At 62.9% G+C, this 13,075-nt stretch carries 11 protein-coding genes; 5 read left to right on the top strand and 6 right to left on the bottom strand.

Going from position 1 to position 13,075, the window contains the following annotated elements; all coding sequences use genetic code 11:
- Position 1 precedes the first annotated feature (1 nt).
- Genes ARTH_RS08705 through ARTH_RS08720 form a run of 4 tightly spaced genes read left to right on the top strand, consistent with a single transcriptional unit; the run spans position 2 to position 4,007 of the window.
- The gene (locus ARTH_RS08705) at positions 2-964 is read left to right on the top strand and encodes an ROK family protein (RefSeq protein WP_011691570.1); all 963 of its coding nucleotides are present in this window, start codon (positions 2-4) and stop codon (positions 962-964) included.
- Complete coding sequence (locus ARTH_RS08710) at positions 954-1,934, top strand: 1-phosphofructokinase family hexose kinase (RefSeq protein WP_011691571.1); 981 nt, start codon at positions 954-956, stop codon at positions 1,932-1,934. Before ARTH_RS08705 ends, ARTH_RS08710 begins: the two co-directional genes overlap by 11 nt.
- Positions 1,925-2,764 carry a class II fructose-bisphosphate aldolase gene (locus ARTH_RS08715; RefSeq protein WP_011691572.1) on the top strand — a complete coding sequence of 280 codons (840 nt, stop codon included), beginning with the start codon at positions 1,925-1,927 and terminating at the stop codon, positions 2,762-2,764. The genes ARTH_RS08710 and ARTH_RS08715 overlap by 10 nt, the downstream gene beginning before the upstream one ends.
- Positions 2,751-4,007 (top strand): N-acetylglucosamine-6-phosphate deacetylase, encoded by a 1,257-nt coding sequence (locus ARTH_RS08720; protein ID WP_011691573.1) that lies wholly within the window; start codon positions 2,751-2,753, stop codon positions 4,005-4,007. The genes ARTH_RS08715 and ARTH_RS08720 overlap by 14 nt, the downstream gene beginning before the upstream one ends.
- A 20-nt stretch (positions 4,008-4,027) precedes the next feature.
- On the opposite strand, the gene ARTH_RS23475 is transcribed toward ARTH_RS08720, so the two are convergent.
- Positions 4,028-4,933, bottom strand: a complete 906-nt coding sequence (locus tag ARTH_RS23475; RefSeq protein WP_011691574.1) for a formylglycine-generating enzyme family protein — start codon at positions 4,931-4,933, stop codon at positions 4,028-4,030.
- 247 nt (positions 4,934-5,180) lie between these two features.
- On the bottom strand, positions 5,181-6,368 hold the full coding sequence (locus ARTH_RS08725) for an ROK family transcriptional regulator (protein WP_156810642.1): 1,188 nt from the start codon (positions 6,366-6,368) through the stop codon (positions 5,181-5,183).
- A gap of 305 nt (positions 6,369-6,673) precedes the next feature.
- On the opposite strand from ARTH_RS08725, the gene ARTH_RS08730 reads away from it, so the two are divergent.
- On the top strand, positions 6,674-8,200 hold the full coding sequence (locus ARTH_RS08730) for a sulfatase-like hydrolase/transferase (protein ID WP_011691576.1): 1,527 nt from the start codon (positions 6,674-6,676) through the stop codon (positions 8,198-8,200).
- A gap of 1,221 nt (positions 8,201-9,421) precedes the next feature.
- Here the strand turns inward: ARTH_RS08730 and ARTH_RS08735 are convergent.
- The 4 genes from ARTH_RS08735 to ARTH_RS08750 form a co-directional block, all read right to left on the bottom strand.
- Positions 9,422-9,769 (bottom strand): DUF202 domain-containing protein, encoded by a 348-nt coding sequence (locus tag ARTH_RS08735; protein ID WP_011691578.1) that lies wholly within the window; start codon positions 9,767-9,769, stop codon positions 9,422-9,424.
- A gap of 3 nt (positions 9,770-9,772) precedes the next feature.
- Complete coding sequence (locus ARTH_RS08740; protein ID WP_011691579.1) at positions 9,773-10,168, bottom strand: YidH family protein; 396 nt, start codon at positions 10,166-10,168, stop codon at positions 9,773-9,775.
- A gap of 96 nt (positions 10,169-10,264) precedes the next feature.
- Positions 10,265-11,689, bottom strand: a complete 1,425-nt coding sequence (locus tag ARTH_RS08745; RefSeq protein ID WP_011691580.1) for an MFS transporter — start codon at positions 11,687-11,689, stop codon at positions 10,265-10,267.
- Positions 11,690-11,726: 37 nt separating this feature from the next.
- Positions 11,727-13,025: an MFS transporter gene (locus tag ARTH_RS08750; RefSeq protein WP_011691581.1), complete on the bottom strand. Its 1,299-nt coding sequence runs from the start codon at positions 13,023-13,025 to the stop codon at positions 11,727-11,729.
- Positions 13,026-13,075 lie beyond the last annotated feature (50 nt).

The following is a 13,075-nucleotide window of genomic DNA, read 5'->3' on the forward strand; positions in this document are numbered from 1 at the left end:
AGTGCACACGACAGGGGGGCCGGCGCCAAACGCGGAACGAGCGCCGGTCCTCGCCTTCGACGTGGGCGGAACCGACCTTAAATCAGGAATTGTCCGCCCCGACGGACAAATAATCGGCCTACGCCGGACCAGGACGCCGCTGTCTGCCTCCGCCCCGGGCGACGCCATAGTGGAAGTCATCGGATCCTTGACCCGCTCCTATCGGCACGCCTACCCTTCCCTGGCCATCACCGCCATAGGCCTCTCCGTGCCGGGAATCGTCGACGAACGGACCGGGACAGGGGTCATCTCCTCCAACCTCGGCTGGCGCGACTACCCTTTCGTCCAGAGGACTGAAACCGCACTCGGAATACCAGTGGCTTTCGGCCATGACGTCGGGGCCGCCGGGGACGCAGAATTCCGGCTGGGGCGGGCCAGGGACTCAACCAACGGGATGTTCCTGGCCATAGGCACCGGTATCGCCGGAGTCATCTATGCCGACGGAATGCGCATCCACGGAGAAGGAGTGGCGGGGGAAGTGGGCCAAGTCCCCGTGCCCGACCCTGACCACCCACGGGGCACGACAATTCTGGAAAACGTGGCTTCAGCCGGGGCGATTGTCAAGCGCTACAACGCCGCCACACACCGGCAGGTTGCAGGCGCCAAGGACGTCCTGAACGCGGCCGCCGCCGGTGACCCGGCAGCTCAGAACGTCTGGAGCCAGGCCGTGGAGTCGCTGGCATTCAGTCTTGCGCATTGCGTGGCACTTCTCGGGTCCAGGACAGTCATCATCGGCGGCGGCCTGTCACAAGCCGGAGACGCCCTGTTCGACCCTCTGGCCAGAGAGATAACGAAACACCTCACCGTCCACACAGCACCGGCAATCGTGCCCGCCAGCCTGGGCGAAAACGCCGGCCTGATCGGCTCCGCACTCAACACATTCGACCTTCTCGACGCAAAGGAGGCCGCCCGCCATGACCTCTGATAGCGGCAAACACGTACTCGCCATCACCGCCAACCCGGCGATTGACGTGACCTATTGCGTGAACGACCTCAGGCCAGGGGAAACCAACCGGATCCCCGCCCCGCACCGCCGAGCCGGAGGTAAGGGCATCAACGTCGCCCGGGTCGCGCACTCCCAAGGACACCCGGCGTTCGTCATCACCACCGCGGGCGGACATGACGGCACGAGCCTCCGCCACGACCTTGAGCTCAGCGGCATTCCGCACCGCATCGTGCCGGTGGCCGCCGAAACCCGGCGAAGCATCGCCTTCGTCGACAGGACCACCAAATTGACGACCATCTTCAATGAGACCGGAACCGCACTGGGGCACGATGAATGGCAGGAACTCCGGGACACCGCCAACCGGTGTCTGACCGGAGCATCGGGATTCCCCAGTATCGGTGTCCTGGTCGGTTCAGGCAGCCTCCCGCCGAACGCCCCACCGGGCTTTTACGGCGATCTGGTCCGCTCCGCACATTCCAACGGAGTCCCCGCGATCATCGACACCACAGGGCACGAGCTGATAGCAGCCGCCCGGTCGGGAGCAGACCTCCTCAAACCAAACCACCACGAGCTGACGTCCACCATGAACGACCCCGATCTGCAATCAGCGGCCAGAAAACTCATCCAGGCAGGCGCGAAAACAGTACTGGTCAGCGCCGGGGCGGAGGGAATGCACGCCTTCACAGCGGATGAACCCCACCGCCACTGGACGGCACGACTGCCGCAGGCCCTGGACGGCAACCCCACCGGAGCCGGAGATGCGTCCGTAGCCGCGGCGGCCGTTGCGTTCTGTGCCGGGACCAGCGACCCCCGCACGATACTCCGGGCGGCCGCGGCATGGGGATCCGCAGCAGTTTTGATGCCGCTAGCCGGCGAAATCTCACCACGCCATCAGGCGATCGCCAACCAACTTCACATCACGTTAAAGGACGACCTCCCATGCCCCTGAGCCCCACCTCGGACCTGATGGCCGACGCAGCACGCCGAGAAGGCGGAGTTGCGGCATTCAACATCATCCACCTCGAAACAGCCGAAGCCCTGATTTCCGGCGCCGAAAAGGCCGGGCTGCCGCTCATCCTCCAAATCTCAGAGAACTGTGCCAAATACCACGGCGGACTGGTGCCGCTGACCCTGGCGACCAAAGCCCTTGCCGCCTGTGCAACCGTGCCCATTGCGCTCCACCTGGACCATGCCGAAGACGAAAACCTTGCCATGGAAGCAGTGGATCTGGGCTACGGTTCGGTGATGTACGACGGATCCCATCTTGCCTACGAGGACAACGTCAAGGCGACCGCGCGAATTGCCCGCTACGCTCACGCCAGAGGCGTGTACGTCGAAGCCGAATTAGGCAAAGTAGGCGGAAAGGACGGCGCGCACGCACCCGGCGTCCGAACCGACCCCCAGGAAGCCGCCGCTTTCGTGGCCGCCACCAACGTCGATGCACTGGCCGTCGCCGTGGGCTCATCCCACGCCATGACGACCAGAACATCGACCGTGGACATTAGCCTTATCGCCGCCCTACGCCAGGAACTCGATGTGCCGCTGGTTCTGCACGGGTCCTCCGGAGTCCCGGAAGAGGACCTCGTATCCGCGGTTAGATCCGGGATGACCAAAATCAACGTCTCCACCCATCTGAACAGCGTTTTCACAGGCGCCGTTCGCGCGTATCTTGATGCCAACCGGGCCGCGGTGGACTCCCGTAAATACTTCGGCGCCGGCCGAGAAGCTTTGGTCCCGGAAGTCGCACGCCTGATCTCACTCATCAATGGCAAGCGCTAGGCCCTCAGCGGCGCCCATGTCCTACGGCTGCCCGGGATACGTGCTGCGGGGCACCGTGATTACCGACGGATCAGTAAGAACAGACAATGTCGTGGCGGTGCGGGGAGACCGGATCGTCTACGCCGGTCCTTCGAACAGCTATGATGCCGGCCAGTTCAAGGATGCCAGCGAGTTCACGGTCCCCGACGGCGGAGCAATCCTCCCGGGCCTCGTCGACGTACACTGCCACGGTGCGGCGGGCGCCGAATTCCCCACAGGGAATACGGACACCTCCCGGACCGCCGTCGATTTCCTTCATGACAGCGGGACAACCACCCTGCTCGCGAGCCTGGTGACCGCGTCAGAAAGTGACCTCATCCGGGCGATTCAGGCGCTGAAACCGCTGGTCGCTGAAGGCCTTGTCGCGGGTCTTCACCTGGAAGGTCCGTTCCTTTCCCGAACCCGCTGTGGGGCCCAGAATCCGATTTGGCTGAAGGACCCGGATCTTGAGATGCTCAACGCGCTGCTCCAATCCGCGGAAGGCACCGTGAAAACCATGACCTACGCCCCGGAACTTTCCGGCGTTGACGAGCTGCTCGAGATACTCATCGACCACGGAGTCACCCCCTCGTTAGGTCACACGGATTGCTCCGCCGAAGTGGCCGCCCGATCCCTTCTGACGGCGGAAACTGCCATGAAGCGCGCCCGGCCGACAGGACTTGCGCGGCCCACAGTCACGCACCTCTTCAACGGAATGGCGCCCATGCACCACCGTCTGCTGGGCCCGGCGGGCGCGTGCCTTCGGGTTGCCAACGAAGGCCGGGCCGCCGTGGAGCTGATCGCCGACGGCGTCCACCTGGACGCCCAAACCGTTTTGATGACTTTCGGGCTGGTCGGTGCGGAGAATATCCTGCTGGTCACGGATTCCATGGCAGCGACAGGGCTCGCCGACGGCAACTATGACCTGGGCCCGTCGCAGGTCTCGGTACGCCAAGGCATCGCCCGGCTCAGGGACGGCGGTTCACTCGCCGGTGGTACCGCAACGCTCCTGGACGTCGTACGACAAACCATTGCTGCGGGCGTGGCCCCTGGCGACGCCGTACTCGCCGCGACAGCAGTACCTGCCCGCGTGTTGGGCGCCAGCGCGCACATCGGAAGTGTCCAACGCGGGATGAAGGCGGACCTGGTAGTCGTGGACGCCGACTTCCGGCCGCACGCTGTCATGAGATCCGGCCTCTTCCGACCGGGGCTGCCGGCTTCCTGACGAATCGCCGGCCGCCTCAACTAGGGGGTACCGACTGCCACCGTCCGAAATCCACAGTTTCCGCTTGAAGACTCAGGGGTGTTGGAACTGCGCGCCGCCACCCGGTACCTGCTGCAGTAGGAACTGTGACACAGATAAGAACCACCACGCATGACCCGGGATGCGCCCTTCTCCGGCCCTGAAGGGTTCGCTTCGGGGGAGTCGGCATAATAGGCCGGGTCAAACCAGTCGCTGCACCATTCCCAGACATTCCCGGAGACCTCGTACAGACCAAACCCGTTCGGTGGAAAACTACGGACCGGAGCGGTGCCCAAATAGCCGTCCTCGGAAGTGTTGGAGACAGGAAACTGACCCTGCCAGATGTTACATAGATGCTGACCGGCAGAACCCAGCAGTTCATTTCCCCACACGTACCGTCGTCCGCCCAGACCCCCGCGGGCCGCGTACTCCCACTCAGCCTCGGTTGGCAGCCGCCTGCCGGCCCAACGGCAGTACGCCAGAGCGTCGTTGTGCGAAACATGGACGACCGGGTGGCCCCGCAGGGACTCCCAGTTCGTGTTTCTGCCGCCCGGATGCGCCCAATCGGCGCCGCGCACATTAACCCACCAAGGAGCGCCTGCTGCCAAGCCGAGGACGTCCTCCTTCGGTGCGTCAAGCAGCAAATGAAAAACTGCTGACGAGCCGTACAATTCCGCCTCAGTGCGATAACCGGAAGCGGCAATGAAAGCCGCGAACATCTCATTCGTCACAGCCGTGGCGTCAATATGAAACGAATCCAGCCTCACCCGGTGCACCGGGACTTCCCCGTCGGCCGGGTAACCTTCCCCATACGCGTCACCCATGGAAAACGCGCCAGCCGGAATGGGAACGTCCGGGTGTGTTACCGAGGCCGCGGACACGCTATGGGGCGGACTCCATGAGTCCATCGGACGCACCGAACCGGCGCGCTCTCCAGCCGGGCCGCAGCAAGGGCTCCCACCGGTGATGCCCTCATCAGCCACAGAGCCCAACTCCTGCCAACCGACCGGCCAAAACCGCTAACTGGATCGGCATTCCGAGCAGTCTCTTCAAAACTATTCTCCTCATCAGGGTGCGGCGGGAACCCGCTCCCCGGGGCCAAGAGCCGGGGAACCGTGAACCACTCAAAACTTATGTAAACGTACTTTACCTATTTTAGCCCGTCGTGGCTATCCCATTTTGCGTCAGCATTCCCATGAAACCGGGGCCCCACCGCCTAAGCGCCGTCAGCGCGGCACCGTGGCTGGAGTCGAAAGGCGACCCGATCTCGGCCACGACGTCGGGTACCCCTAAAGTGACCGCCATTCGCCGGATCCGTAGTTCCTCCGTGGCCGCCGAGACCAGCGCCGGACCCAGGCTAAGGAGAGGACCCGTGAGAATGATGCGGCGAGGGTCGACCAACATCGCAGCATTGTTAAGACCGATGCCAAGCATCCGACCAACTAGCCCGATCACGGCCAGCGCATCGGCATCACCTGACTGGACAACGGCGGCCAGTTCCTCGAGGTCTGCGACAGTGGCACCCTTGCCCCGGGCCGACCGGAGGACGGCCTCCACGCCCACGTAGGCCTCGAGACACCCCCTTGAACCGCACCCGCATACGGGGCCTTCGGGGTCGAGGCAGACATGCCCCAGCTCACCGGCGGCGCCTCGGCCTCGAAGGACCTCCCCGCCGTCCACAATGCCCGCGCTGACCCCAGCGGAAAGGACAACATAGAGAACGGCACCGGGGGAGTCGAGCCCGGAACCGCCAAGGTGGCGAAAGGTGGCCATCCGGGTGTTGTTGTCCCAGACGACCGGGGCGGCAAGGAGTGTTCTCAGCTTGTCAAGCTTCGCGCCGGGCGGATCAACGAGAGCGGAGCCACCGGCCGGCCGGGCATCGGGATGAAGGCCGGATACCCCCACGCCCACACCCAGAACAGACTCGGGGTTGAGAATATTGGAGCTGATGAAAGTGCCGACGGAGCCCAGCGCGATATTGAGCCGTCGCTGCAGCGTCGTCCCCGGTGACGTCGAGGTGACCTTTTGGGCGTGAACCGTCCCGTCGATCGCGAGGATAGTGACCGCAACCTGAGCTTTGCCCAGTTCGATACCTACCGCCGCTCCCATAGCCCTGTTCGGCGCGAGCAATGCTTGGGGGCGGCCGTTTCTTCCGGCACCGTATGCTGCCGTTCCCTGTTCCTGGAGAAGTCCCAGGCTCAACAGTTTGTTCACAGCAGACGAAAGGGTCGGGCGCGAAACCCCCAGCTTGGCTTGAAGTTCCAGGCGGGTGGACGGACCTTCGGCCAGCAGGAGCTCGACAAGCGATCGTTCCGTGGTTCCTGGTTCGGTGGCGTCGGGCATCTCTGAATCATAGTCCGTCACCGACAGGCCCATGAGGGTGAGTGCCTGACCGACTCGCGAGCCGGGCAACAGAAACCATAAGGACGGCATCACCCTTTGACGTTCTCATCAACTGCGGTCGGGAATGGGCGTGCGTCGGAAAGGCCGAGGCACAGGAAAATCCTCTCAAGATCTCCCGTTATGCTATTAACGTAAATACATTTATCATTAGTCAGGTGTCGGGTTCTGTGAGATGGGACGTCTCCAGGCTGCGGCGCTCAGACCAGACTGACGGCCGACTGGCCGCGTTTAGGAAGTGTGAGGGTATGGCAGTAGAAGGCGCACCAAGGACAAACATTCTGTTTCTCATGACAGACCAACAACGCATCGATACAATGGGCTGCTACGGAAATAGGTCCCGTCACACCCCCTACCTTGACGGGCTGGCAGCCCGGGGCACTGTGTACGACCGCGCTTACACTCCCACGGCCATCTGCACGCCCGCCCGCGCATCCCTCCTGACAGGGCTTCATCCCTTCGAGCACGGGCTGCTGTCAAATTTCGAGTGGAACTCCGGTCACCGGGACGAACTGCCCGACGGTACTCCCACTTTTGCCGACGAACTCAGGAAGCAGGGATACCGGTTGGGGCACGTCGGCAAATGGCACGTCGGGCGGGAGCGCGGTCCGGATTTCTACGGCTTTGAAGGGGAGCACCTGCCCGGGGCCCTGAACACCTTCGATAACCCGGCATACACGTCCTGGCTTGCGGAGAAAGGGTTCCCCTCATTCCGCATAGTGGACCCGGTGTACACCGTTCAAAAAGACGGATCGCAGGGGCACCTCATCGCAGGGATCACTGACCAGCCCACAGAAGCGACGTTCGAAGCCTGGCTGGCGGACCAGACCATCGCCAAGCTCCGCGAGTTTGCCCAGACCCACCCGGCTGGAGGCGCCCCAGGCACCGAAACAGCCGTCGCACCCTTCTACCTGTCCTGCCACATCTTCGGACCCCATTTGCCGTATCTCATTCCGAGGCAATGGTATGACTTGGTGGATCCAGCAACGGTGCAGCTGCCCAAGTCCTTCGCTGAAACTTTTAACGGCAAACCTCTGGTCCAACAGACCTACGCCGAATACTGGTCCACCGATTCATTCACGGTAGAGGAATGGAAGAAACTGACCGCGGTCTACTGGGGCTACGTTTCCATGATCGACCACGAGATCGGACGCATCCTCCAGACCGTCGAGGAACTGGGGCTCAACGATTCGACCGTGATCATGTTCACCGCGGATCACGGCGAGTTCACCGGCGCACACAGGCTCAACGACAAGGGGCCTGCAATGTACGAGGATATTTACCGTATCCCCGCTATTGTCGCTGCGCCCGGCCAGGAACCCAGACGGGAATCAAAATTCGTCTCCCTCCAGGACTTCACCGCCACGTTCATCGACATCGCCGACGGCTATGCCGGAAATATTCGCGGGAGTTCATTGATGCCCTCCACGACCGCTCCACTGCCCGCTGACTGGCGAACAGAGATGGTGTGCGAATTCCACGGACACCATTTTCCTTACGCGCAACGGATGATCCGTAATGAACGATACAAGTACATCGCCAACCCGGAAGGGATTGACGAGTTCTACGATCTGGTCAGCGACCCCGACGAACTCCATAACGTGGTAACTGTGCCCGCCTACGCGACGCAGCTCAAGACGATGCGGCTGAGTCTCTACAAGGAACTCGTCTCCAGAGGTGACAAGTTCTATCAGTGGCTGGCATTCGCAGGGGACATCGAACCCGAAGATCGACTCAGGCCCGACACCGCCCTCGAACGCTTCGTAACCCAATGAACTCCGGCGGGGCATTCGCTCATTTCGGGGGCGCCGTCGCCAGATACGGGAAAGGACGGTAAGGGATTTGCGAGCTTTTAAGGTGGCCGTTGTTGAACGCGTATGACCGTGAATCTTCGGGCGTGGCCAGCTCGGGCATGCCATTCCCGCGCTGCGATGGTCCGACCCTCCGCGACATGGTTCAGGATTGGGACGCTCTGGACCCGGGAGACCTGATTGTGGTTTCGGTTCCGGGGCTCCCACCACGCCTGGGATCGTTTGAAGACTGTACGTATGACAGGACGATCGTATGGGTGAATGATTTCGGCGCGGGCCGGCGCATGTTTTTTCAAGCCGATAGTGTCGATCTCTACCGAATCCTGGGAGCTCCGCCGACTCCGTCTTAGTGTCCTGTTTTTCGGACCGGCACGGCTGGTCGTAAATGGTCAGCTAGGGAACGGGTTGCCGAGCCCGAGTCCAGCCTGGCAGGCTAACAAGTGGGACTGACCCGCAGCCGCCACATCCCGAGCGCTGCCTTGGTATGGATTTCGGATAGGTGGAGTATGTCGGTCAGCTGTGTCCGTCCTTCGAATCGCGGACTGCGCCTGGGAGCAGGGATGATCGGGATCCTGCTCATCGCGGTAAACCTCAGAGTGGGTTTTGTCACCGTAGGCCCGCTGCTGGAGGGCATCACCAGGCGCTTTTCCCCATGTTTCCGAGGATTTCTAAAACACCGATTATGAACCATATGTCGGCTTAGCTGGTTTGACGGGCCGCCGGGGGAGGGCGCTCCATCCGCACCCACTGCTCTTTCAACATGAGGGCTGAAAGACGTTGTTCCGATACAAGGGGAATCGGACGAGATGTCTCGTTGCTCTGTCTCGTGACCTGCGCTCGACCTCCGTGTCCCGCAGTCTTACGAGACGCCCTTGGCTGAAGGGCAGATTAATCTCGCTACCTGAAGCTCTGGATCGTCGATGAAATTCCAGATGTCGCGCTGCCGATAAGAGGGAATCAGTTGTGTCAAGTTGCGATCTGAGAGCTTCTCGGACCTTTGTGAGAAAACGAAGAATTTGACCCTATCCTGACATCCCTTCGGCCTCCTGCCTGACGTCAGCTTGGGGTGTACTTCAAGTGGGTGTCGGAGTGGCGCATTCGGGCTATTGTCTGTCGGCGACCGATAGCTGCTTTCTTCAGCTGGATACGCACGGCTCGTCCACCGGGGCCTGCCTAACCTCGAGGTCATTTCTCAACAGGGATGAGCAAGACGGTGCAGATTCCCAGGGAGGCAAGGACGATGACGCTGGCCGCTACGGCGGCGATCGAAGCGGCGTCGGGTGTAATTGCTTCTTGGTTGATGCCGTGGATGGCGCGGTGAAATCTCTGCTTGCGAGTGAGGTTGATAGTCAGGGCCATAACGGCGGCGACCGCTACGAGTGTGCCCGCGAACCAGCCGTGGTGCGGCATCCAGCGAAGGAATACAGCGGCTGCGACCGTCAGGGACAGCGTAGTGCGTCCCCATGCCATGTCTGTGCGTTCCGGCTGGAGTCCGGGGTCGCCATGGGTTGGTGTGTTCGTTGATGGAGGCATGGATTAGGCGGGGCGGACGAGGACGAAGACCGCCATAATGGCGGCGACGAGGCCCCCGCCGATTGCCAAGACCGGAGCGATCCAGGGCAGTGGCAGCGGGTCTTTGCGGCGCATGGAGCGTTCGACATTCAGCCAGCGGAAGAATGAGCCTCCACCGATGAGGAGCGCGAGAACGAGGAGCAGGACAGCGACCGTTTTACTCAGTTCGTGGCCGAATAGATCGGCCATGAAGGCTTCGACGGCGACACCGCCTGCGAGTAATGCCAAGGAGGTTCGGATCCAGGCCAGGAATGTGCGTTCATTCGCCAGGGTGAACCTAGGGTCCGGTTCGGTTCCGCCGCCCAGGATCCGGCCGGATACGCCTGCTCTTCCACCGCCGCTGGCGTTGAAATTCTCCATGGGTGATCCTTCCGTGTCCGTTGTTTGTTCTTCGGTTCAGCAGATAGCGAAGGCCGCGTCTGCGGCCCCCGCTATCTGCCTTCTGGGTGTGATGTTTTAGGCCTTAGTGACTGCCGCTATTGCAGCCGTCTCGGATCCGGCAGCGGGGGTGGATGCCTCGAGCGGGAAGCCTGCGGTTACGTCAAGGCCAAGCCTGCGGCGGTCACGCTGCTGGTTGACGAACACCAGGGCCAGGGCGCCGAACGTCAGCATCAGCCCTCCGGCCAGGGCGAACGCGGCACGGTAACCATCTGCCGGGGTGGCCGCACCGCCGATCAGGAATCCGGACACTGCGGGTGCGAACACACCTCCGGTGGTGAGGACGGCGTTGGCGATGGAGAGGTTAGCGCCGCGCTGGCCGATGGTGGTCAGCTCGGCCACCACCAGGTAGGTGATGGCAAAGAGCGCGGGTGCGGTGCCAAAGCCGAAGACCATCAAGGCGATGGACAGGACGGGGGACGTGGTCATGGTCGCCCCTACCAGGCACGCTCCGGCGAAGGCGCCGGCACTGCCGAGTACCCAGCCGCGTGCCTTTCTGGTGGGAACGCCCTTGAGGTGGAGGCGCTGGGTGAGTGCACTGAGGCCGACAGTGGCAATGGTTCCCCAGGCGGCGGGCAGGGCGATCATGGTGCCGGCCTGTTGTCCGCTGAAGCCGAGGACGTTTTGGAAATAGGCCGGGCCCCATGACATGGCGAGGGTGAAGGTCCAGTAGCCGAAGAAGGAGGCCAGGACTGAGAAGATCCAGCTGGGGGACAGGATGGTGCGCCAGTAGCGGACCTTGGCTTCGGCCACGACAGGTGCCTCTTCCGGGGCAATGCCGTCAAGTTCCTGTTCAGCCTTCCGGCTCGTGTACGGGCCTTCCTTGCCCACGATGAACCAGAAGATGGACCAAACCAGTCCGACAATGGCCAGCACGGCGAAGGCGGTCTGCCAGCCGAATTGACCGATGACCCAGGCCAAAACGGGAGCGAACGCCACAATGCCCAAGGTCACGCCGGAGGATGCCAGCGCGGCAGGGGTGGCGCCCTTCTTTGCGGGGAACCACTTGTAGATGCCGTGCATCAGGACGGGCGCCAGCGGGCCCTCGCCGGCCCCGAGCAGCAAGCGGCTTGCCCAAAGCGCGGGGAGGGAAGCGAACAGCAGGATTGGAACCTGCGCCACTGACCACAGCAGGCACAGGACCAGCAGGATCCACTTGCTCGATACCTTGTTGGCGATGGGGGCAGCAACGATCTGGGCAACGCCGAAGGTCAGGAACATGGCACTGCCCACCAGGCCAAACTGTTCGGGCGTGATGCCCAGCTGTTTCATCAGGGGGACGGCGGCAATGCCCAGGACTGCTTTGTCCGCCCAGCTGAGCATCATCAGGAAAAGCAGGCTGAACGTCATGAACCAGCCGTAGCGGTTGCGCTTGGCCCGGGGCCAGGTCCGGGGATCGCGGGAGGTCGCAGAGCCCGGCGTTATATGGGGAGTTTCAGACACAGTTTGCCCAATCGTTGAAGGGGAGTCTTTGCCGGTTTCACCGGCGTTTCCTCGACTCTAGGCTTGTGTGACCGGCCTTACATTTGAGCTTTCCGTTGGGCGGAAAGCCACTTTTGCGGCGTCGCACACCGCCGATGCTCGCGCCGTCGGCCCGTCCCAGGAATACCAGCAGAGCCATCCCCAGAGAGCTCAACCCACATGTTAGCCACCAAGTGGTGCCCCAGCCGCCGGTGGTGGTGGCGAGCAGGGCAAACAACATGGGCCCCAGAAAGTTTCCCACGTTAAAGATCTGCTGCGTCAGCCCCAGCACGGCGGTGACAGAACCGTCGGCGGGTGCGATGCGCACCGAGTAGCTGGTCACCGCGGCAGGGATGAGGCCCCCCACAGCTGAAAACAGGGCTATGAAGACGACCTGGACGAGGACACCGTTCGCGAGACTTTCCCAGCCGATGGCAAACGTGGCCACGGAAGCGGCGGACATCGACAGGAAGGTCCAAAAGATAATTCTCCGCTCCGACAGGCCACGCTGGATCAGCGGACCGGCGCTGAGGGCCCCGATGGCGTTTACTCCTCCGACCATGGCGCTGAGGATGCCCGGCCACGGACCGCCGAGCCCCGCTGACCGGTAAATTGAGGGCAGGAAGCCGAGCACCGCCATCCACTGCGCCGTATAGCAGGCGAAGACCAGACCTATGATCCATGGCCTGCGGGTGGCAACGGTGCGGCCCACCCTGCGGAGTGCGGAGCGCAGCCCGGCGTCGGCGGGGGCCACGTCCCTCGGCACCCGGCGCAGCAGCAGCGGCACGGGGACAAGCGTGAGAATGGCCATGACCAGCCACCATTCGCGCCAGCCGACGGCCTGCAGGAACAAGGCACCGGAGGACAGGCCAATCAGCGTGGCCGTTCCCTGGAACGTGGCCCAGCTTGCCAGTGCAACGTTCAACCGCTGGGGCGGGACCACTTTGCGGATGAGGGCAGGGGCGGCGACGACGGCCAGCAGGAAGCCGACACCCTCAAGCGTGCGTGCAGCCATCAGCCATTCGGTGCTGGGGGCGGCTGCGCCCAGGATGGAGGCAGCGCTGAGCAGGACCAGGCCGGAGATAAGGAGCCGGCGCAGGCCGGCCATTTCACCGCCCACGGCTGTGGCGAGGCCGCCCACAACGCTGGCCAACTGGATGATGCCGAGCAGCAGTCCGGCCTGGATCAGTGAGGTGCCGAGATCCGCCTGGATGCCGGCCAGGGCAGCCGGAAGTTTCCAGATGTGCATCGCCGCCGCGATGCCTGCAGCGAGGACAGCTAGCCAGGCCCCGTCCGCCGTCGACTTTGTGTCATCCATTGCTGCGGTGTGCGATGGCAGTGCCAAGAGTGGTCCTTGCTGCAGGGTGA

It is taken from the genome of Arthrobacter sp. FB24 (assembly GCF_000196235.1).
Lineage (GTDB): Bacteria > Actinomycetota > Actinomycetes > Actinomycetales > Micrococcaceae > Arthrobacter.

What these genes read in the sequence shown, in the direction of transcription:
- ARTH_RS08725 (WP_156810642.1), bottom strand. Translation starts at nt 6,368, where the DNA reads ATGCCCGACGCCACCGAACCAGGAACCACGGAACGATCGCTTGTCGAG.
- ARTH_RS08730 (WP_011691576.1), top strand. Translation starts at nt 6,674, where the DNA reads ATGGCAGTAGAAGGCGCACCAAGGACAAACATTCTGTTTCTCATGACA.
- ARTH_RS08710 (WP_011691571.1), top strand. Translation starts at nt 954, where the DNA reads ATGACCTCTGATAGCGGCAAACACGTACTCGCCATCACCGCCAACCCG.
- ARTH_RS23475 (WP_011691574.1), bottom strand. Translation starts at nt 4,933, where the DNA reads ATGGACTCATGGAGTCCGCCCCATAGCGTGTCCGCGGCCTCGGTAACA.
- ARTH_RS08715 (WP_011691572.1), top strand. Translation starts at nt 1,925, where the DNA reads ATGCCCCTGAGCCCCACCTCGGACCTGATGGCCGACGCAGCACGCCGA.
- ARTH_RS08750 (WP_011691581.1), bottom strand. Translation starts at nt 13,025, where the DNA reads ATGGATGACACAAAGTCGACGGCGGACGGGGCCTGGCTAGCTGTCCTC.
- ARTH_RS08720 (WP_011691573.1), top strand. Translation starts at nt 2,751, where the DNA reads ATGGCAAGCGCTAGGCCCTCAGCGGCGCCCATGTCCTACGGCTGCCCG.
- ARTH_RS08740 (WP_011691579.1), bottom strand. Translation starts at nt 10,168, where the DNA reads ATGGAGAATTTCAACGCCAGCGGCGGTGGAAGAGCAGGCGTATCCGGC.
- ARTH_RS08735 (WP_011691578.1), bottom strand. Translation starts at nt 9,769, where the DNA reads ATGCCTCCATCAACGAACACACCAACCCATGGCGACCCCGGACTCCAG.